A 20,414-nucleotide genomic window follows, 5' to 3' on the forward strand; every position below is an offset into this window, starting at 1 on the left:
CGCCATGGCACGCATTCTCCTTCAGAGTCGGTGCTCGCGCTCGCCCGGTCTCACGGGCCCTCAGGTCCAGGTGAGCACGCGCTTGCGCCAGGCGTAAAGGATGCCGAGCGCGATGAAGCCGAGGAAGACGAACATCTCGGCCAGGGTGGTCGTCCCGAAGCCGGGCTTGGCGAAGATCGTCGCCCAGGGGAACAGGAAGACCGCGTCCACCGCGAAGACCACGTACAGGTAGGTGAACACGTAGTAGCGGATCTGGGACTGCGCCCAGCCGTCGCCGACCGGGTCGACGCCGCACTCGTAGGTGAGCAGTTTCTCCGGGGTGGGGCGGTTGGGCCGGAGTCCTCGGTTGACGAGCAACGCCCCGGCGACGATCAGCAGACCGATCGCGAACAGGGCGAGGACAACCACATATGAGCCGAAATATCCGCTCATGTCCTCTCCTCCTCGGGATCGCCGCACGAATCCTCGGAACCGCCGCGCGACCACTCGGAACCGCTACAGAGCGGTCCAAGACCGATCGTACGAACCCGGTCGGGGACCCACCGCCGCACGGAGGTTCTTCGCTTACCTATAGCAGTATTCGCCCTCCCCGTCACGCGGCGGAACCACCGGCCGCGCGACGGCTAAAGCCTCTGTCCACTTCACATCAAGCAACAGCAAACACCCCATTAGGCCCTATAACGTCGCTTCATGCCTAAAGTGCGATTCATCGGAGGAATCGCTTGGATGGCCGCGATGCTGGCCGGTTGCGGCGTGGCCACCGCCTCTCCCCCTGCGAAGTCCCCCGTCCCCTCAGAGCCGACACTGATCAATTACGTGGACCCCTCCATGGTCCAGGGCCTGAGCACGAGAAGCCTGACCCCGGAAGGGAGCAAGGGCCGGCGCGTGCACGCCACCTACCCCGCCATCTCCCATGCCCCCCTCCTCACCGAGAAGCTCCGCGAGACGGTGGCCGAGAGCCTCGACCGGTTCACCCGGCGCAAGGTCTCCCGGGGTGCCCTGCCCAGGCCCGAGTTCAACGTGGACTGGCAGCTCGCCGCCGCGTCCCCCGAGGTCCTGGGGGTACGGCTGCGCATCGGCCAGTCCATGGGCTCCGGCTGGCGGGAGTCCAGGACCACCGTCTGGTACGACCGGATGAGCAGGCGCGCCCTGGACTCCCCCGACCTGCTCAAGAACGGCACGACACTGGCGACGCTCGCCGGGCTCGTCAGGAAGGAGCTGGCGCTGCGGGGTCCGCTGGTGAATCCCAGCGCGCTCAAGCCGATCCCCGCGATGTTCGACTCGATCGGTTTCAACCCGCGCGGCGATCTCGTCGTGGAGTTCGACGACGAGCAGGTGAGCCTCGGCGTGACCGGCCGGGTCGCGGTCGCCGTACCGTCCGCGACCGCGGCGCCGCTGCTGTCGGCGACCGGGCTGCGGGCGCGGGACGCGGCCGTGGGGACCGCGACCCTCACCTCACAGGAGGACCTGCTCGCGGCACGCGGGGACAGGCCCGCCGCGCACAGTTCCAAGGCGGGCGGGGTGGACTGCGCGCGGGTCAGGTGCGTGGCGCTGACCTACGAGGACGGGCCTGGCCCCGAGACCGGGCGGCTGCTCAACATCCTCGGCGCCCACGGGGCGCGGGCGACCTTCTTCGCCCTCGGTTCCAACGCCTCCGCGCGTCCCGAGCTGCTCAGGCGGATGCGCGACGAGGGCCATCTGGTGGCCAACCACAGCTGGTCCCACCGCGACCTCACCGCGCTTCCCCCCGCGCTGCTCGCCGACCAGCTCACCCGCGCGCAGTACGTGATCACCCAGGCGATCGGCCAGGTCCCCACGCTGATGCGCCCGCCGTACGACACGGCCGACGCGCGGGTGACCTCCACCGCGCGCCGGCTGGGCATGTCGGTGGTGCGCTGGAGCGTGGACGCCGAGGACCGGCGCGACCCCGACCCCCGGGCGATCGCCCGTCGGACCGTCGACCGGATCAAGCCGGGATCGATCGTCCTCATGCACGACGTTCACGACGCGACCGTGGACGCGACCCCCGAGATCCTGCGCGAGATCGCCGCCAAGGGTTATACCTTTGTCACCGTTCCGGAACTGTATGACCAACACGCGATGGAACCGGGCCGGACCTACGACTCCGGGACCGTGTCGGACGTGCTGAAAAATCAATCCATGCCATAACCTGTGGCTATGGGGCCATAGCCGGAGGCGATGAGAGCGTCTCCGCGACGGGACATATAGTTGGGCATCGTGATCCCAACTGTCCTCTTCGGCCGCCTGCACGTTGACCTGTGTCGGCTCGCGGCCGGGCTGTGTCAGGCCGGCCGTCCGTGATCGCGACTTCTCCGTAGACCGTACGACGCAGACCGTACGACGGCCGCGACACCGACGTCCGTGCCCAGGCTTCGACTCAGATTCGACTCAGCGGCACTAAGGATATGGGACAAAGGTCACTTTCCTCCGCCGAGTGGAACGCGAAAAGACTACGCGTGACCCCGAGGATCTAGCATGGAAAAAAGAATGTGCCACGAGCAACGGCGCCCTGTCGCGTCGAGGAGGACTGAGCTGTGACCAAGCAGGTTCAGCAACTCGACCGCGTGATCATCCGGTTCGCGGGCGACTCCGGCGACGGCATGCAGCTGACCGGTGACCGCTTCACAGCCGGGACCGCGGAGTTCGGCAACGACCTGTCGACACTGCCCAACTTCCCCGCCGAGATCCGCGCCCCCGCAGGCACCCTGCCGGGTGTGTCGAGCTTCCAGCTCCACTTCGCCGACCACGACATCCTCACGCCGGGTGACGCCCCCAACGTCCTGGTCGCGATGAACCCCGCCGCGCTGAAGGCCAACCTCTCCGACCTGCCGCGCGGCGCCGACATCATCGCCAACACCGACGAGTTCACCAAGCGCAACCTGCAGAAGGTCGGCTACGCGGTCAGTCCCCTGGAGGACGACTCGCTTTCGGAGTGGCGGGTCCACTCGGTGCCGCTCACCTCGCTCACGGTCAAGGCGCTCGAAGGTTTCGCGCTGTCCAAGAAGGACGCCGAGCGGTCGAAGAACATGTTCGCCCTCGGGCTCCTGAGCTGGCTCTACCACCGGCCCACCGAGGCGACGATCCAGTTCCTGGAGACCAAGTTCGCCAAGAAGCCCGACATCGCCAAGGCGAACATCGCCGCCTTCCAGGCGGGCTGGAACTACGGCGAGACCACCGAGTCCTTCTCGGTCTCGTACGAGGTCAAGCCGGCCAAGCTCGCCCCCGGCGTATACCGCAACATCTCCGGCAACCAGGCGCTCGCCTACGGTCTGATCGCCGGTTCGGTGCAGTCGAGGCTGCCGTTGTTCCTCGGCTCGTACCCGATCACCCCGGCCAGCGACATCCTGCACGAGCTGTCCAAGCACAAGCGGTTCGGCATCCGCACCTTCCAGGCCGAGGACGAGATCGCGGGCGTCGGCGCGGCGCTCGGCGCCGCCTTCGGCGGGGCGCTCGGCGTCACGACGACCTCGGGGCCGGGTGTGGCGCTGAAGGCCGAGACCGTCGGCCTCGCGGTGACCACCGAGCTGCCGCTCATCGTGGTCGACGTGCAGCGCGCGGGTCCCAGCACCGGCATGCCCACCAAGACCGAGCAGACCGACCTGCTGATGGCGATGTACGGCCGCAACGGCGAGTCGCCGCTGCCGATCGTGGCGCCCTCGACCCCCTCCGACTGCTTCGACGCGGCGGTGGAGGCGGTGCGGATCGCGGTGAAGTACCGCACCCCGGTCATGCTGCTCTCCGACGGCTACCTCGCCAACGGCTCCGAGCCGTGGAAGCTGCCCGACGCCGCCGACCTTCCCGACATCTCCACCGAGTTCGCCACGGGGCCGAACGCCGAGGACGGCGTCACCTTCCTGCCGTTCAAGCGCGACGCCGAGACCCTCGCCCGCCCCTGGGCGATCCCCGGCACCGCGGGCCTTGAGCACCGGATCGGCGGCATCGAGAAGGCCGAGAACACCGGCAACATCTCCTACGACCCCGACAACCACGACCGGATGGTCCGGGTCCGCCAGGCCAAGATCGACGGGATCGCGAACGACATCCCGCCGCTCACCGTGGACGACCCCGAAGGCGACGCGCGCGTGCTGGTGCTCGGCTGGGGGTCGACGTACGGGCCGATCGCCGCGGCCGTGCGGCGCATCAGGAGGGGCGGGGGCAAGGTCGCCCAGGCCCACCTGCGGCACCTCAACCCGCTGCCCGCCAACACCGGCGAGGTCCTGCGCGCGTACGACAAGGTCCTCCTTCCGGAGATCAACCTCGGCCAGCTCGCGCTGCTGCTCCGCGCCCGCTTCCTGGTCGACATCATCAGCTACAACCGAGTGCGCGGGCTTCCGTTCAAGGCAGAGGAACTCGCCGGCGTGATCCAGGACGTGATCGACAGTGAGTAGTGCTGAGTTGCCCGAGATCTCCACCCCTTCGAGGGGCGGTGCGCTCTCGCTCGTCCCGAAGTCCGAGGTGAAACTCGGCATGAAGGACTTCAAGACCGACCAGGAGGTCCGCTGGTGCCCCGGATGCGGTGACTACGCCATCCTCGCCGCGGTCCAGTCGTTCGTGCCCGAGCTCGGGCTCAAGCGCGAGAACATGGTGTTCGTCTCGGGCATCGGGTGCTCCTCCCGGTTCCCCTACTACATGGACACCTACGGGTTCCACTCGATCCACGGCCGCGCCCCGGCGATCGCGACCGGTCTGGCCGCCTCGCGTCCCGACCTGTCGGTGTGGGTGATCACCGGTGACGGCGACGCGCTGTCCATCGGCGGCAACCACCTCATCCACGCGCTGCGCCGCAACGTCAACCTGAACATCCTGCTGTTCAACAACAGGATCTACGGTCTGACCAAGGGCCAGTACTCCCCGACCTCCGAGATCGGCAAGATCACGAAGTCGACCCCGATGGGTTCGCTGGACAAGCCGTTCAACCCGATCTCGCTCGCCATCGGCGCCGAGGCCTCCTTCGTCGCCAGGACGATCGACTCCGACCGCAAGCACCTCCAGTCGGTGCTGCGCGAGGCCGCCGAGCACCGGGGCACCTCGCTCGTCGAGATCTACCAGAACTGCAACATCTTCAACGACAACGCCTTCGAGCAGCTGAAGGACCCGGAGCAGCGCGACGACATCACGCTGCGCCTGGAGCACGGGCAGCCCATCGCCTCGGCCTCCAAGGCGGTGCGCAGGGCGGCCGACGGCGGCATCGAGGTCGTCCCGAGGTCGTCGGTGAGCGAGGAGGAGATCCTCGTGCACGACGTCCACCGCGCCGACCCCTCGCTCGCCTTCGCGCTCTCCCGGCTGGACGAGCCCGCCTTCGAGCACGTCCCGATCGGCGTCTTCCGCAACGTCGACCGCCCCTCCTACGACGAGCTCATGGCCGAGCAGCTCCAGGAGGCCGTCGGCGAGCGGGGTCCCGGTGACCTGAACGACCTGCTGCTCGGCGGGGACACCTGGCGCATCAGCTGATCCGAAACGAACACACGGCATCACCCGGTAAGGCCCGCTCTTCGGAGCGGGCCTTACCGCTTACCTGCGGCAAATCCCCCTAAAACAGGAGAAAAACGCATGGATGGCCCGGTGGCGGAAGAATACTGGCGGGCGAGGCCCGTACTGGTGACGGGTGCCGCCGGCTTCATCGGGGCACATCTGGTGCGACGCCTGTGCGCGCTCGGCGCGCGGGTGCACGCGGTCGGCCGCCGTCTGCGGGAGAGCGCGTACGGCGAGACGTGGCACGTCGCGGACGTCGCCGACGCGGGCGAGGTCGAGTGGCTCGTCGAATCGACCCGCCCCGCCGTCGTGTTCCACCTCGCCAGCGAGGTCGCCGGGGCGAGGGATCCGAAGCTCGTGCTGCCGATGCTGCACAGCAACCTCACCGGCGTGGTCAACCTGCTGACGGCGGTCGCCGCCGTCCCCGAGACCAGGGTGGTGCTCGCGGGCTCGCTGGAGGAGCTCCGGCCGGAGGAGGGCGACAAGGCACCGTCCTCGCCGTACGCGGTGTCCAAGTGGGCCGCCGACGGCTACGCGCGGATGTTCCACCACCTGTGGGGCGTCCAGGTCAGCAACCTGCGGATCGGCATGGTCTACGGCCCCGGCCGCCAGGACACCCACAAGCTGGTCCCCTACGTGGCACTCGCGCTGCTGCGCGGGCGAGAGCCCGAGCTCGGCAGCGGGACGCGCCACCTCGACTGGGTGTACGTCGACGACGTGGTCGACGCCTTCCTCGCCGCGGGCGAGACCCCGGAGGCGGCGGGCCGCGCCTTCGACATCGGCACCGGGACGGGCACCTCCATCCGCGACACCGTGGAACTCCTCTCCGAGATCGTCGGCGGCCGGACCCGGCCCCGCTACGGCGTGCTCGCCGACAGGGCGCTGGACAGCGCCAGGATCGCCGACCCGGCCCTCGCCGCCGAGATCCTCGGCTGGCGCCCCGCCGTCGGCCTGGAGGAGGGGCTGCGCAGGACCGTCGACTGGTTCTCCCGCGAAGGCCGCTGAGCGCACCCCTCGTCCAGACCGCCCCGCACCTTCCCGTCGAGCGGCCCCATTTTGACACCGGCCGAATTCAGCGGGTCGCGAGGTCGGGAAACGCCCCGGGAGCGAGGTGAACCCGGCCGACGTTCGTCTTGGGGTGGTAACCGAAAAACGAACGCCGGGCCGTCCCGTCGAGGTTCGTGGTGTAGAACGCGCTGTGTGACGCGGTCGGCTCCTCGTAGGCGGCGACCTCATGAAGATGACGTCCGCCGACGACCCCCCAGAGCCTGCCGGTGAGCTCAGGCGTGGTCCACACCGTCCCGGTGCGCGGGTCCGCCACGAAACGGCGGTTCACGTCGTCGTATTCGTGTCGGTAAAGGAGTTCGTGGTCATTCGCCCAGGTGGCGTAGGTGGCTGCGGCGATCGTGGCGATCGGGTAGGACGCCAGGACCTGTCCGGTGGCGGGGTCGAGGACCACGGTCGACAGTGCGTCGTCGTCGCGTTCGTCGTCCCAGATCATGTAGGTCACGGCGAGCAGCCGCCCGTCCGGTGACCAGCACAGCCCGCACTCCCAACTCGCCGCCCCGACCGCCGACCAGAGGCGGCGGCGCGCTCCGGAGGCGGGGTCGAGCAGGCTCACCACCGCTGTGCCCGGCTCGTCTCCGTCGTCGCCGCTGAGAACCGCGATGGTCGTGCCGTCGGGTGATGACGTCGCATGCCGGTCGTGCTCGTACTCGGGATCGGGGCCGTCGAACCATCGCGGTTCGCCGCCGCCGAGAGCCCGCACCCCCACGCCGCTGCCGGAGCGCGCCACCAGTATCAGATGAGTGCCGTCGTGCGACAGGGAACCGACGACCGTTCCGTCCGCCGACTCCGGCAGGCGGGCGAACTCGTTCCGGTCCGCGTCGAGCACTACGGACCGGTCGCCCTCCGTCTCGATGAGCAGTGCCGCCCTGCGAACAAGCCGCTCGGGCAGCGAATCGAGAGCGAATTCCGCAGGATAACGCGCCAAATCACTCTCCGCTGTGACCAGAAAACTCTTCGCACGCAAACTTCGTGCGCCAATTTGAAATGCATTCCATGTGACATGGATCACACTTCTTATTTTTTTACGACATTTTTAGCTTAACATCGCATCGCGCCTGATCATCTTGCGCACATCTCGCATACGGGGAGCTCATGCGACACAAGGGTTTACAAGTCATTGTCGTTGCGTTATCGCTGGTCGCCGGGCTGCTCGTGCCCGTGGGACCTTTCAAGGAAGCACAGTCCGCAAACGCCGCGGGGGCGGCGTGCACGAACGACACGAATTGGAGTGTACCGAATACCCAGGGTGAAAGACGCTGCGTGAACGGAGTGGTCGCGAACACCAGGGCCCGAATTTCAAAGGGTCCGGGCTGTCTACTCGGCAGACTCAACGGCCCGGTGGAGATGTACTCGAAGAACCAGTGCGGCCAGAACGGCCCGGAAACGAATTCCGGTATCGAGTACATCGGTCAGGCGCGAGCCATCTCCTACCTCAACACCAAGATCACCGGTGGTTCGGGGGAGGGGATCCACCCCGACCTTCAGTGGGAGACGACGTTCGGGCAGTCCAGGCCGGACATCATCTACTACAAGCACACCCTCACCCCCCAGCAGCAGCCTTTCGTCCAGGTCATCGAGGCGAAGGTCGCGACCAACTACAAGCCCAACGACTGGAACACCCAGGTCAAGAAGCAGATCAGGGAGATGACCAGCCGCGGCATGACCAACGTCGGCCTCGGCAACGTCCTCCGCGACTACGTCGACCAGTTCTGGGTGAACTTCGGATGTAGCCGGACCGAGTACGGCTACCGGATCCAGGCGTACACGGTCACCTCCCCACGCGATGGCCTCCTGCTCATCACGCTGGCGAAAGAAGTGAAGAACTGCAAGAAGAGGGTGCCCGGCGAGCCGGTCGACCCCCTGCCCGACCCTCTCCCCATCCCGGTTCCCGACCCGCTTCCCGTCCCGGTCCCGCAGCCCTGGCCGGTGCCCGTCCCGAACCCGATCCCGCTGCCCGACAACGACGTCAGCGTCATCACCATCGTCACCCAGGCCGCGTTCGCACTGGCCATTCTCCAGGCGCACACGATATGGGAGACCTACACCGACTTCATGGAGTGGCTTCGCGGCCTGAGGTTCTCCAAGGTCTGGGGTGAGCCGCACCTGATCACCATGGACCGACTGGCGTACGACATGCAGTCCGTCGGTGAGTTCGTCCTGGCCGAGTCCGACAGCCACGATCTCAGCATCCACGCCCGGTTCACCGAGCGGCGCGACAACGTGTCGGTCATCGACCGGGTGGCCGTGGCGGTCGACGACCACGTCGTCGAGATCGGCGACAACCTTGTCATCGACGGCGAGCCACGCACACTCGCGAGCGGCAACGCGGTGCAGTTCGGCGAGACCACGGGCGTCCTGCGCGACGGGAACAGCTACATGGTCTTCTGGGGCGGCATGGACGGGGGCGTGTTCCAGTGGGACGGCAGTTGCTGTCACGCCGGGCTGGCCTTCGGACACGAGCCTCCCAGCGACCTCGTCGGACTGCTGGGCAACGCCGACGGCGACCCCAAAAACGACCTGAAACTCCGCGACGGCACCCAGCTACCGGCGAACGCCTCCGCGACGGTCATCCACGGTCAGTACGCCGACTCCTGGCGGATCACCAACGAGGAGTCGCTGTTCACCTACGCGCAGGGAAAGAGCACCGCGACCTACACCGACCTGACCTTCCCCTCCGAGATCGTCACCATCCATGATCTGACACCGGAACAGATCTCCGCAGCGAGCGCCTACTGCCAGGGGAAGGACGTTCCTCCCGGTCCGGTGTTCGACGCCTGCGTCCTCGACATCGCGCTGACCTCGGACGCCAGCTTCGCCGACATGGCCGCCGAACAGGTGACCACCGTCGTTGACCCGCTCACCGCGACCCTCGACGCCCAGGGTGGCCTGTCCGTCGACTTCCAGTCGGGCACCATGGCCAAGAACCTCCAGCCGGCCAGGGTGTCGCAGGACCCGGCGACAAGCGTCTTCGCCGGCCCGTTCGGCGGCACGGAGTCCTACCGTTTCTACGTCCAGCAGCTTCCCTCACATATCAACGGAACCCTGGAACTCGACCTTCTCACCATCGGTGACTGGGCTTCCGACAGCGACATCGAGACGGTGACCGTCAGAACAGACCGGAAAAATCCGGTCACGTTCACTCCCAGTCAGCTCACTCCGACGGCCACCGGAACACTCGTCGGCGGCCTGCCCTTCGCCAAGTACCGGCTGAACGTCCCCTTCGACCACAAGGAGAGCCAGGCCGAGTTCACCGTCGACGCCACCGGCGTCGCGGGGCTCTCGAACCAGGGGTTCGGCATCGACAACGTACGGTTGACCATGCCGGTGGTGCCCCCTCAGGAGTTCCAGACCTCCGTGCCGTTCTCCGTCTCCAACGGTGTGCCCGCAGCGGGTGCGGGCAACCTGGAGACGGTCGTGTCGGCGGATCAGTACCGGTTCACCCTCGACCAACCCGGCGCGATCTATGTCGACGTCAGGGAATGCCGCGATTTCAAATGGACACTGCTCGACCAGAGCGGCACAGCGGTCACGTACGGCTACTGTTCCGACAAGGAGGTCCGCAACCTGCCGGCCGGCACCTACCGGTTGAACATCCAGGCACAGGGTGAGGAGAGCGGCACCTACGCCGTGAGCGTCACCACCATCCCGGCCGACCTGTCCGTTCCGATCACCATCGGAGGCGCGACGGTCGACCTCAACCTGACGGCACCAGGACAGAACGGCGCCTGGACCTTCACCGGAACGGCCGGACAGCGCATCTTCCTCTCCTTCACCGACGGAACCTTCGGCAGCCTCAACGCGGACGCCACTCTCAAGAAGCCGGACGGATCCACGCTGAAGAGCTCGATGTTCTGCGGTGCCGAGTGCTTCATCGACACGATCACCCTGCCGGTGAGCGGGACGTACACGGTCGCCCTGAACCCCACCGGGTCCTACGTCGGAAAGCTCACCGCGAAGATCACCACGGTTGCGGCCGACGTGTCGCTGCAAGTGCCGACCAACGGCACCGCGGTTCCGCTCACCACCGTCGACGCCGGACAGAACGGCAACTGGACCTTCGCCGGAACCGCCGGACAGCGCATGTCTTTCAAGTTCACGGCAGGCACCCTCGACGGCATCCTCGAAGCCCAGGTCTCGGTCAGGAAACCGGACGGGAAGAACCTCGTCAATTCGACCTACTGCGACGATTCCTGCTTCATCGACGTGACGGAACTCCCGGCCAGCGGTACGTACACGATCGTCTTCGACCCTGCCGGTGGCCTGACCGGCTCACTGTCGGCAGGCGTCCTGGAGATTCCCTCCGACGCCTCCGCCACAGTGACGGTCGGCGGCCCCGCCGTCCCGCTGGCGATAACGGTTCCGGGCCAGAACGGAGTGTGGACCTTCGCGGGTCTCGCCGGTCAGAGCGTCTCGTTCGGATTCACCGGCGGCACGTTCGGCAGCCTGTACGACGCCAGAGTCTCGGTCATGAAGCCCGACGGGGCGACACTCGTCAACACGGCGTACTGCGGCACCTCGTGTTCGCTGGCTCCGGCGAGCCTTCCGGTTGACGGCACCTACACGATCGTGCTGAATCCGGAGGGGAGCAAGGTCGGCTCCCTGTCGGCGAAACTGGATGTCGGCGACGTGACGAAGAACGTGACGGTGGGCGGTCCGGAGTCCACGATCACCCTCAACTCACCCGGCCAGAACGGCGCCTGGAAATTCACCGGCACCCAAGGCCAACACGTCTCCTTCGGATTCACCAACGGCACCTTCGGCAGCCTCTACAACGCCAAAGTCTCCGTCAAAAAACCCGACGGAACAACAATCATCAACCCCACCTTCTGCGGCACCTCCTGCTCACTACCCCCCGCCACCCTCCCCACCGACGGCACCTACACCGTCGCCCTCGTCCCCGAAAGCGCCTACACCGGAAAACTCACCGCAACAATCGACACCGGATACATCACCAACAACATCACCGTCGGAGACCCCGCCACCACCATCACCCTCAACTCACCCGGCCAAAACGGCGCCTGGAAATTCACCGGCACCCAAGGCCAACACGTCTCCTTCGGATTCACCAACGGCACCTTCGGCAGCCTCTACAACGCCAAAGTCTCCGTCAAAAAACCCGACGGAACAACAATCATCAACCCCACCTTCTGCGGCACCTCCTGCTCACTACCCCCCGCCACCCTCCCCACCGACGGCACCTACACCGTCGCCCTCGTCCCCGAAAGCGCCTACACCGGAAAACTCACCGCAACAATCGACACCGGATACATCACCAACAACATCACCATTGGAGGCTCCCCTTCCACCATCACCCTCGCCTCACCCGGCCAGGACGGTATGTGGAAATTCACGGGCACCGCGAACAAGAAGGTGTACCTGCGTTTCACCGGCGGAACCTTCGGCGACCTCTACGACGCCAAAGTCTCACTCAAAAAGCCCGATGGCTCGATACTGAAGAGTGATCAGTTCTGCGGGACGTCCTGCCAGTGGGACACCACGGTTCTTCCCGTGGACGGCACGTACACGATCCTCCTGGACGGGCAGGCGGCCGCCGTCGGCGCGCTGACGGTGGCAGTCACCGAGGTCCCGGCGGATGTCACCACCGCCCTGACGGTCAACGGTGGCAGCCGCCCCGTCACCACCACGAGCCCGGGCCAGAACGCGAGCTTCACGTTCTCCGGCACGGCAGGCCAAACCGTCACGGTCACGTTGACGGGAAACGCCTACGGGAGCACGTCCTTCATCGTCCGCAAACCCGACGGCACCACGCTGACCAGCAAGTCCACCTCCGCTGCCAGTGTCAGTTTCCCAAGTCTCGCCCTACCGACGGCGGGTGCTTACACGATCTTCGTGGATCCGTCCGGCCCGGCGATCGGCACCATCTCCGGAGCTGTCACCGGCTGAGTTCAGTTTGACGGCGCGGGGAGCGAGGCGCTCGCTCCCCGCGCCTCGGGGCGTCACCCAGCGGTATGGCCGGCTCACCACGGCATACCCGGGCAACGAGCGGTCTCCCCAGGTACGGCCATTCACCGCGTCTCAGGTCACCAAACCCGTGCGGTAGGCGTAGACCACCGCCTGCACGCGGTCACGCAGGTCGAGTTTGGTGAGGATGCGCGACACGTAGGTCTTCACGGTCTCCTGGCTGATCACCAACGTCGCGGCGATCTCGCTGTTGGACAGGCCCTCGGCGATGTGGCGCAGCACCTCCAGCTCGCGCGGGGTCAGCGCGATGTCGCCCGGCGCGCCTTCCGCGGGACGAATCCGCGCCGCGTACCTGCCGACGAGCTGCCGCGTCACCTCGGGTGCCAGCAGCGCGGCACCCGCCGCGACGGTACGGATGCCGTGCAGCAACTGCGCCGGTGGGGCGTCCTTGAGCAGGAACCCGCTCGCCCCCGCGCGCAGCGCCTCGTACACGTACTCGTCCAGGTTGAACGTCGTCACCACGAGGACCTTGACGGGGTGCGCCACTCCGGCACCGGCCAGCAGGCGGGTCGCCTCGATGCCGTCGAGCACCGGCATGCGGACGTCCATCACCACGACGTCCGGGTTCAGCCGGCGGGCGAGGTCGACCGCGGCGCGACCGTCCCCGCACTCGCCCACCACCTCGAGGTCGGCCTGCGCGTCAAGGATCGTCGCGAACCCGGTACGGATCAGCGCCTGGTCGTCGCAGACCAGGACCCGAATCGGCGCGTTCACGACGGGCTCCCGACCGGGATGCGTGCCCGCACGACGAAACCGCCGTCCGCCCGCCGTTCGGCGCCGAACTCGCCGCCCAGGGCGTCGACCCGCTCGCGGAGCCCGGCGAGGCCCCGCCCGCTCCCACCGGGCGAGCCGGTCCGCGAACCGGACCCGTCGGTGCCGACCTGCACGGTGATCTCCTTCTCGCCGAAGTGCACATGGACCACGGTGCGGCTGCCGTGGGCGTATTTGAGGGCGTTTGTCAGGGACTCCTGCACGACCCTATAGGCGACGAACTCGGCGCTGCCGGCGGATCGCGCCGGTCTGCCCTCCTCGGTGAACTCCACCGGCTGCCCGGCCAGGCGCGTCTGCTCCACCAGCGTGTGAAGCTCGCCGATGGACGGCATCCTCCTGACGGCCTCATCGTGGTCGGGGTTGAGCAGATCGAGCAGGTGCCGCAGATCGGCGATGGCCCGCCGGCCGGTGTCGGTGACGGCGCTCAGGGTCGCGTCGAGGCGATCGGGGGCGGCGGTCAGGTAGCGTGCCGCCTCGGCCTGCACGACCATCGCCGTCACGTGGTGGGTGACGACGTCGTGGAGTTCGCGGGCGATGCGGGTGCGTTCGGCCATGCGGGTGGTCTCGGCGACGTGGCGGCGGCGTTCGGCCTCGGCGGCCCAGGCGGAGCGCAGCCAGGCCCCGATGCCCCACGCGAGGACCAGCGCCAGGTAGAACGTCACATACCCCTCCGGCCCCTCGGTCGAGCCGAGCCGGTCGAGCGCGAGCGCGAGTGACAGGTACGCCGCGGAGAGCAGGATCGCGGTGACGCGCCGGTGACGTTCCAGATAGGCGCCCGCGCTCACGAGCGCGACGGGCAGGGCGACGCCCGCCACCAGGTGGTACGCGCGGAGCTGGTCGAGGGCGAAGCCGAGCGACACCAGGACGAGACAGACGGCCGGCCACCGTCGGCGTACGGCGAGCGGCAGGCACTCCAGGACGATCACCGCGACGGCCGCCGTGTCGAAGGGGCGGCCCGGCAGGTCGCCGAGTTGCGTCCCGTTGTCGTGAAGCGCGGGCAGGAGTGACGCGACGATCAGCGACAGCGCGAACGGAAGGTCCCGGACCGTGACGTCGAGCCGCCGCCACAGATCCGGGAACCGCCGCAGATCGATCACTGGGGGAGCGTAGCGGTCTCGCCGGACCGCGCACCGCGCCGGCGTGGGACCAGGTTGCCGCGCCGACGGGCCAGCCACATGAAGGCGATCGTCAGCAGCACCCCGAACAGGACCGCGTACGGGCTCGCCTCCGGCCCGAACTCACCGCCGGTGAGCAGGGCCGGGCCCGACGTCACACCGTTCAGCAGCCCTTGTGACGCGCCGTTGCCCGAGACCTCGGTGCCGAAGACGCCGGCCGCCGCGAAATTCCAGCCGAAGTGCAGGCCGATCGGCACCCACAGGGTGCGGGTGGCGACGTAGGCGGCGGCGAGCATGCCCCCTGCCTCGACCGCGATGGCGATCGCGCCCCACAGGCTGGCGTGCTCATTGAACAGGTGCACCAGGCCGAACAGCACGCTGGTCAGTGCCAGCGCGATCCACGTGCCTGCGCGTTCCTCGATGATCCGGAACAGGATGCCACGAAAGATCAACTCTTCCGTCACGGCGGCGGCCGCCATGAAGCCGAACAGCGCGACCGCGCTCGTCACCGAGCCCGCGCCGTCGATTCGGTAGCCGCCCAGCAGGGCGATGTTCGCGATGACCGCCGCGAACATCCCGACACCGATCAGCACGCCCCGCCCCGTAGCGGCGACGGCGCCTGCGGTGGCCACCTCGACCGGCGCCCTGCGCTCGGACCAGCGCACCACCCAGGCGTAGGCGACCACCGCGAGAACGGCTGTCGCGACCCCGAGAACCAGGGTGAGAAACGCGTTCCCCCGCACCGCTTCCACGGCCGCGCTGCCGACGAAGGCGACCGCCGCGACGACCAGAAGCTGCTTCAACAGGCGCATGACGACTCCCTCACGAGACACCGCGGCCGGAGCGCCGCGGTCACGTCGAGAACGCTATGGATTCGGCGCCCTCGAATCGTCACCGCGCGGTGGACACTCGCGGGTAGCTCGCACGGGGGACGAACGCACCCCGCGCGCGGGGTTGAGCGGGGTGACGCTCAGCCCGTCCCGCACCACCCGGTCGGCGACGTTCTCCCCGGCCGGGCCGACCCCGAGGACGACGTCGCAGATGTTGCCGTCCGTGTCAGTCTCCCTTCGCGGCGCGACCGAGACGGAAGGCCGAGATGAGGAAGAAGATGCCGCCGGGGATGGCGTAGCCGGCCGCGTTGGTCAGCGTCGGGTTGTCCGCGGAGGCGCCGAGGATGAACGACGCGCCAGCGAGTACGGAGATGCCGCCACTGATGATCATCGGCCACTGGCCGCCCATCCCACGGCGGGTGACACCCACGATCAGCTGGACCAGCCCGGCCACGACCGCCCAGGCGCCCCACACGCGCAGCACGGCCGGGATACCGGACGCGCAGGCGACGGCCACGCCGATGGCGGTGATCAGGCTGACCGCGATGTTCACGTACGGCAGGACGGGTGATCCGGTGGTGCGCGTCGCGCGGGCGTCGACGACGGCGGCGGCCGCGTCGAACAGCGGGTAGAGCACGAGCAGGGTGACCGCGACCGGGCCCAGTGCCGAGGCGGTCGTGAACATCGCGAGGGCCCAGGCGATGGCGAACACGAACCGGACGAAGTACAGCCGCCGCAGTGCGGACGCGGTCCCTGAGATGGCGGGCGAAGCAGCGATCGTGCTCACGATGATCCTTTCGGGGGACGAATGACGAGGAGAGCGGTTCGGCGCGTCCCGTGGCCGACCTTCTCGATCAGGTTGGCGACCGAGCCGGCGTGGGACCCGAGGAACGATCCTCAACAAGACAGAACGTTCTACCTTCACCGAGCATGGCCCCCTGTGTCATGAACTGTCAAGACCGAACGTTCTACCTACTAAGATGGCGGCATGCGCAGCCAATCCGAAGGCCGGCCGTCCGAAGCACGATCCCGGCTGCTCGACACGGCCACCCGGCTCTTCTACGCGGAGGGCATCCACTCCGTCGGCATCGATCGCATCGTCGCGGAGGCACAGGTGACGCGGGCCACCCTCTACCGGCACTTCCCCGGCAAGGAAGACCTTGTCCTCTCCTACCTGAACGTGGTCGACCGGGCCATGCGAAGCCAGGCGGACGAGGCCCTCGCCGCCGGGCTCCCGGCCGCCGACACCGTCCAAGCCCTCGGCGAATCGATCGCCCGGGGCATCCGGTCTCCCGGCTTCCGGGGATGCGCCTTCCTCAACGCCGCCGCCGAGTATCCCGACCCCGAGTCCCCGGTGCACAAGGCCGTGCTCGCCCACCGCCAATGGTTCCTGGAAACCGTCACGGAACTGCTGGCCAAGGTCCGGGAGACAGACGCCGACCCCGCCGCCCGCCACTTCGTGATGATGCGCGACGGTGCCATGGCCGCCGGCTGCCTGTTCGACCCGGCGCTGGTCTGCGAGACCTTCCTACGCGGGGTCGAGAGGCTCGTGCAGGTTCATGCCACCACCGACGACGCCGGACCGGTGGGCTCCGAAGACGCCGCCAACCCACCTACACGTTGACCGGCTCCATCGCTGATCCCATTCCGCCTCTCCGCTGCCGACGGCACGGACGGAAAAGTCCTTGACCGTGACCGAGAGCCCTCCGTATCACGAGATCGGGGGTCGGAAGTGGCTCGCCGGACGGGTCACCGCCTCAGCGTGCCTGCCGGTGCACCATCTCGGTGATCCAGACGGGCGCGAACGGAGACGTGCAGCCAGGGGAGGTCGGATAGTCCTTGAGCACCTCCAGGCGCTCACCGATGTCGATCGCGCGGGCGCGGTGCTCGGCGTGCTCGATCCCGATCTGGGCCAGGCAGTGGTTCATCGCCCACTGCAGGCGATCAGGGGCGCCTTTCATCTCCGCCTCGATGACGTCGAGCAGTCCTACGAGGTCGAGGACCTCGGGCTTCTTCGCCACGCGCTCGACGGTGAGCGCCCACCCCGCACTCGCGACCACCGGATCCGGATCGGCCAGCCAGGCGAGCCGCAGCTCTTCGGAGTGCGGGCTCTTCTTCACCACGTAGTTCACGAGCCAGTCGTGCACCTTCGGTGCGCGCGCCTCGCGCACCATCGCGTCCAGCTCGTCACGTCCGAACGCCTTCGGGCGGCAGATCAGGAGCGCGAGCAGTCTCGCCGCGGTGTCATCGGTCTCCCAGAGCCCGCACGCGAGCTCCTGCTGCGTCTTCAGCCGCTTCGCGATCGCGCGCAGCCTGCCGAGGTTCACACCGTGATCGTCACCGTGTCTCTCGTTCACCTCGCGCATCCTCGGGTCCTCGAGCTCGGCCAGCTCGGCCATCACGTCGGCCACCGTCGTCTCGGCCACCTCGGGCTCCCTCCGTCACGGGCGAGGATCAGCCTACGACGGCCCTCTGTCATTTTCGTACGTTCCGGCTCGGCGGCCACCGGCGAGGAGGGCGGTTTCCCCGTCCGGCGACCGCGTGCTCAGTCGGCGCGGGTCCCGGAGGCGAGGAAGAACGGGATGGCGACGAACAGCCGGTCGTCGCGTGCCCGCGCGGCCTGGTCGTCGAGCCAGGCGCCTTCGCCCAGGGTGGCGAGCACCGGCAGGCCCTCGGTGCCCGTCCACACGATCGTGTGGACCTCGACGGTGACGTCGACGAACCCGTTCTCCAGCAGGAGGTTCCTGTGTCGGCGGGCGACCCGAGGGCTCGGCACGACGTCCGCGCGAGCGTGCACGAGCGTGCGGATGAGGTCGGGGTCGTCGGAGTCGATCACGAGGGTGTCCCAGTCCTGGCCGACGAGCACCGCGCGGCCGTTCCTCGCCAGGACGCGGCGGGCCTCGGCGACGGCTCGCTCGGGCTCGGCAAGGGTGTGCAGGACCTTGTCGGCGCGGTAGCCGGTGACCGAGCCGTCGTCCAGAGGCAGGGCGGTGGCGTCGGCGAGACGGAACTCGCCCGCGGGCCGACGCCCGGCGGCTATCTTGATCATGGCGGGGTCCAGGTCGACGCCGATCGCCCTCACCCCACGGGCGGCCAGCTCGCCGACGGCGCGCCCGCTCCCGCAGCCGACGTCGACGACGGTGTCGCCCAGCGCCTGGTACGTGCGTTCCCGCAGGTCGATGGCTTGAGGCAGGTCGTCATAGGCGTCAAGAACACTAAGTAACGTGGACATGGGCGTCATTGTGCGACTTAATGTCGGCATGAAGTCAATTGGCGAGGTGGCGGCTCAGTTCGGGTTACCGGCACACGTGCTGCGCCACTGGGAGGCGGAAGGGCTGATGACACCGGCCCGCGCGGGCGACCGCCGCCGCTACACCGACGCGGACCTGCACCGGGTGGCGGCGATCCTGATCTCGAAGGAGGCGGGCTTCGGACTCGCGGACATCCGGACCATGCTGACCGCCCGGTCCGCACCGGCTCGCCACGAGGTGATGGCCCATCACCGCGAGAGGTTGCTGACCCGGATCGCCCGAGCACAGGTCGCGCTCGACATGCTGGAGGGCGGCCTGGAATGCCCGCACGACGACCTCATGACGTGCCCGCACTTCCAAAGTCTTCTGACCGACCGGCTGCCGCCGTCTCCCGCGACGGACGCGGACCGGACGCGGCCGGACACGCCTGCCCCCTGAAGGCCCGCTCGGCTTTCCCCGCCGCGACGAACGCCTCACAGGTCGAGGGCGAAGTCCGGGTGCATCGTCTCCTTGTAGTGGTCGGCGAAGATCTTCGCGGTGAGTTCACCGCGGGTCGACACCTTCACCTTCTCGAATATCCGCTTGAGTTGACGCGCTCCCCGACCTGAAGAGCCGGGGAATCAGCCCGTGCCGCGTCATGCGGCACCTCTGTGGCTACCTGCTTCATCGGCGTCCGCCACCGCGAGCGGTGGTCTTACGTCACCTCCACAGGCGTTTAACGTCTCCGCCTCCCGCCGCGTCTCAGCGGCGGGTTTCCGTCCAGCGGCGACGGTCCGTCGGCCCTCGGCCAGGATGTTGATCGCCGCGTTGACGTCACGGTCGTGGGCAGCCCCGCACAGGCAAATCCACGATCGGACGTCCAGCGGCATGGCGGTGGCGACGCTCCCGCACTGCGAGCACATTTTGGAGGAGGGGAACCACCGGTCGATCTTGGCGAAGGTCCGGCCGTACCGTTTCGCCTTGTACTCCAGCATCCCGACGAAGGCCGACCAGCCCGCGTCGTGCACCGACCTGGCCAGCCGGGTGCGGGCCAGGCCCTTCACCGACAGGTCCTCCACGTACACCGCTTGATTCTCGCGGATCAACTGGGTGGAGAGCTTGTGGGCGAAGTCCCGGCGCGCATCAGCCACCCGGACGTGCGCGCGGGCGACCTTGACGACGGCCTTGGCGCGGTTGTTCGACCCCTTCGCTGTGCGGCTGAGGGCCTTTTGCGCCTTGCGGAGCTTCTTGGCCGCGCGCCGCAGGAGGCGCGGGTTGTCGATCTTCCGACCGTCCGACAGCACCGCGAAATGCGTCAGCCCCAGATCGACGCCAACCTCGTCGACGACCTCGGGCAACGGCTCGTCACCGGTCTCGACCGCGAACGAGGCGAAATACCTGCCCGCCGCGTCCTTGATGACCGTCACCGACGAGGGCTCCGAGGGGAGCGAGCGCGACCAGCGCACCACCACCTCACCGATCTTCGGCAGGCGCAACCTCCCGCCCGCCGTGACTGTGAACCGGGCGTTGCGGGTGAAGCGGATCGCCTGGCGATTATCCTTGCGCGACCGGAACCGGGGCGGGCCGACCTTCGGCCCCTGGCGCTTACCGGTGATCGAGGCGAAGAAGTTACGGTACGCGGTGTTCAGGTCGGCCAGCGCCTGCTGAAGAACCACCGCCGACACCTCGCCCAGCCAGGCGCGCTCCGGCGTCGCCTTCGCGGCGCTCAGACGCTGGGACAACTCCGCGTCGGACAGGTAGGCCAAGCCCGCCCGGTGGGCGTCCTGACGGGCTCGCAGCCCGTCGTTGAACACCACTCGCGCGCATCCGAACGCCCGCGCCAGCGCCTGGCGCTGAGCGGCGTCCGGGTAGAGCCGGTACCGGTAACGAAGCTGCACGGCACTAAGGGTTTCATGACGGAACGC

The 20,414-nt window shown here is 68.1% G+C and carries 17 protein-coding genes; 8 read left to right on the forward strand and 9 right to left on the reverse strand.

Features of this window, described 5'->3' with window-relative positions; all coding sequences use genetic code 11:
* Positions 1-60: 60 nt before the first annotated feature.
* Positions 61-432, reverse strand: coding sequence for an NADH-quinone oxidoreductase subunit A (gene ndhC, locus AB0B96_RS05365; RefSeq protein WP_362896726.1), 372 nt, complete (start codon positions 430-432; stop codon positions 61-63).
* A 294-nt stretch (positions 433-726) separates the two neighbouring features.
* Here ndhC and AB0B96_RS05370 point away from each other — a divergent pair, with 294 nt between their 5' ends.
* The 5 genes from AB0B96_RS05370 (at position 727) to AB0B96_RS05390 (ending at position 6,498) form a co-directional block, all read left to right on the forward strand.
* Positions 727-2,169: a polysaccharide deacetylase family protein gene (locus AB0B96_RS05370; protein WP_362896728.1), complete on the forward strand. Its 1,443-nt coding sequence runs from the start codon at positions 727-729 to the stop codon at positions 2,167-2,169.
* Between the two features lie 69 nt (positions 2,170-2,238).
* Positions 2,239-2,322, forward strand: coding sequence for a putative leader peptide (locus tag AB0B96_RS05375; protein ID WP_350943552.1), 84 nt, complete (start codon positions 2,239-2,241; stop codon positions 2,320-2,322).
* Positions 2,323-2,555: 233 nt separating this feature from the next.
* Positions 2,556-4,409, forward strand: coding sequence for a 2-oxoacid:acceptor oxidoreductase subunit alpha (locus tag AB0B96_RS05380; protein WP_350942808.1), 1,854 nt, complete (start codon positions 2,556-2,558; stop codon positions 4,407-4,409).
* Positions 4,402-5,472 carry a 2-oxoacid:ferredoxin oxidoreductase subunit beta gene (locus AB0B96_RS05385; protein WP_362896730.1) on the forward strand — a complete coding sequence of 357 codons (1,071 nt, stop codon included), beginning with the start codon at positions 4,402-4,404 and terminating at the stop codon, positions 5,470-5,472. Before AB0B96_RS05380 ends, AB0B96_RS05385 begins: the two co-directional genes overlap by 8 nt.
* Before the next feature lie 99 nt (positions 5,473-5,571).
* On the forward strand, positions 5,572-6,498 hold the full coding sequence (locus AB0B96_RS05390; protein ID WP_362896731.1) for an NAD-dependent epimerase/dehydratase family protein: 927 nt from the start codon (positions 5,572-5,574) through the stop codon (positions 6,496-6,498).
* A gap of 67 nt (positions 6,499-6,565) precedes the next feature.
* On the opposite strand, the gene AB0B96_RS05395 is transcribed toward AB0B96_RS05390, so the two are convergent.
* Positions 6,566-7,486: a hypothetical protein gene (locus tag AB0B96_RS05395; protein WP_350942802.1), complete on the reverse strand. Its 921-nt coding sequence runs from the start codon at positions 7,484-7,486 to the stop codon at positions 6,566-6,568.
* Positions 7,487-7,905: 419 nt separating this feature from the next.
* Between AB0B96_RS05395 and AB0B96_RS05400 the strand changes: the two genes are divergently transcribed.
* Entirely contained in the window at positions 7,906-12,465 is a 4,560-nt protein-coding gene (locus AB0B96_RS05400; protein ID WP_362896732.1) for a VWD domain-containing protein, read from the forward strand.
* Positions 12,466-12,597: 132 nt separating this feature from the next.
* On the opposite strand, the gene AB0B96_RS05405 is transcribed toward AB0B96_RS05400, so the two are convergent.
* From AB0B96_RS05405 to AB0B96_RS05420, 4 genes are all read right to left on the reverse strand, one after another.
* Positions 12,598-13,257: a response regulator transcription factor gene (locus tag AB0B96_RS05405; RefSeq protein ID WP_362896733.1), complete on the reverse strand. Its 660-nt coding sequence runs from the start codon at positions 13,255-13,257 to the stop codon at positions 12,598-12,600.
* Positions 13,254-14,411: a histidine kinase gene (locus tag AB0B96_RS05410; RefSeq protein WP_362896734.1), complete on the reverse strand. Its 1,158-nt coding sequence runs from the start codon at positions 14,409-14,411 to the stop codon at positions 13,254-13,256. Before AB0B96_RS05410 ends, AB0B96_RS05405 begins: the two co-directional genes overlap by 4 nt.
* Complete coding sequence (locus AB0B96_RS05415) at positions 14,408-15,241, reverse strand: CPBP family intramembrane glutamic endopeptidase (RefSeq protein ID WP_362896735.1); 834 nt, start codon at positions 15,239-15,241, stop codon at positions 14,408-14,410. The genes AB0B96_RS05410 and AB0B96_RS05415 overlap by 4 nt, the downstream gene beginning before the upstream one ends.
* 244 nt (positions 15,242-15,485) lie before the next feature.
* The gene (locus AB0B96_RS05420; protein ID WP_362896736.1) at positions 15,486-16,046 is read right to left on the reverse strand and encodes a hypothetical protein; all 561 of its coding nucleotides are present in this window, start codon (positions 16,044-16,046) and stop codon (positions 15,486-15,488) included.
* Positions 16,047-16,247: 201 nt separating this feature from the next.
* On the opposite strand from AB0B96_RS05420, the gene AB0B96_RS05425 reads away from it, so the two are divergent.
* The gene (locus AB0B96_RS05425; protein ID WP_362896737.1) at positions 16,248-16,883 is read left to right on the forward strand and encodes a TetR/AcrR family transcriptional regulator; all 636 of its coding nucleotides are present in this window, start codon (positions 16,248-16,250) and stop codon (positions 16,881-16,883) included.
* Positions 16,884-17,016: 133 nt separating this feature from the next.
* On the opposite strand, the gene AB0B96_RS05430 is transcribed toward AB0B96_RS05425, so the two are convergent.
* Together AB0B96_RS05430 and AB0B96_RS05435 are read right to left on the reverse strand one after the other, a co-directional pair.
* Positions 17,017-17,685, reverse strand: a complete 669-nt coding sequence (locus tag AB0B96_RS05430; RefSeq protein WP_362896738.1) for a DNA alkylation repair protein — start codon at positions 17,683-17,685, stop codon at positions 17,017-17,019.
* A gap of 119 nt (positions 17,686-17,804) precedes the next feature.
* Positions 17,805-18,491: a methyltransferase domain-containing protein gene (locus AB0B96_RS05435; protein ID WP_362896739.1), complete on the reverse strand. Its 687-nt coding sequence runs from the start codon at positions 18,489-18,491 to the stop codon at positions 17,805-17,807.
* A 28-nt stretch (positions 18,492-18,519) separates the two neighbouring features.
* Between AB0B96_RS05435 and AB0B96_RS05440 the strand changes: the two genes are divergently transcribed.
* Positions 18,520-18,948 (forward strand): MerR family transcriptional regulator, encoded by a 429-nt coding sequence (locus AB0B96_RS05440; protein WP_362896740.1) that lies wholly within the window; start codon positions 18,520-18,522, stop codon positions 18,946-18,948.
* Positions 18,949-19,145: 197 nt separating this feature from the next.
* Here AB0B96_RS05440 and AB0B96_RS05445 read toward each other — a convergent pair whose 3' ends face one another.
* Positions 19,146-20,387, reverse strand: coding sequence for a transposase (locus tag AB0B96_RS05445; protein WP_362896741.1), 1,242 nt, complete (start codon positions 20,385-20,387; stop codon positions 19,146-19,148).
* Positions 20,388-20,414: the final 27 nt, after the last annotated feature.

Source organism: Streptosporangium sp. NPDC049046 (assembly GCF_040649155.1).
Lineage (GTDB): Bacteria > Actinomycetota > Actinomycetes > Streptosporangiales > Streptosporangiaceae > Streptosporangium.

Bases quoted from the DNA above. Each gene is read 5' to 3' on its own strand.
- AB0B96_RS05425 (WP_362896737.1), top strand. From the start codon at position 16,248: ATGCGCAGCCAATCCGAAGGCCGGCCGTCCGAAGCACGATCCCGGCTG.
- AB0B96_RS05390 (WP_362896731.1), top strand. From the start codon at position 5,572: ATGGATGGCCCGGTGGCGGAAGAATACTGGCGGGCGAGGCCCGTACTG.
- AB0B96_RS05400 (WP_362896732.1), top strand. From the start codon at position 7,906: ATGTACTCGAAGAACCAGTGCGGCCAGAACGGCCCGGAAACGAATTCC.
- AB0B96_RS05435 (WP_362896739.1), bottom strand. From the start codon at position 18,491: ATGTCCACGTTACTTAGTGTTCTTGACGCCTATGACGACCTGCCTCAA.
- AB0B96_RS05370 (WP_362896728.1), top strand. From the start codon at position 727: ATGGCCGCGATGCTGGCCGGTTGCGGCGTGGCCACCGCCTCTCCCCCT.
- AB0B96_RS05415 (WP_362896735.1), bottom strand. From the start codon at position 15,241: ATGCGCCTGTTGAAGCAGCTTCTGGTCGTCGCGGCGGTCGCCTTCGTC.
- AB0B96_RS05440 (WP_362896740.1), top strand. From the start codon at position 18,520: ATGAAGTCAATTGGCGAGGTGGCGGCTCAGTTCGGGTTACCGGCACAC.
- ndhC (WP_362896726.1), bottom strand. From the start codon at position 432: ATGAGCGGATATTTCGGCTCATATGTGGTTGTCCTCGCCCTGTTCGCG.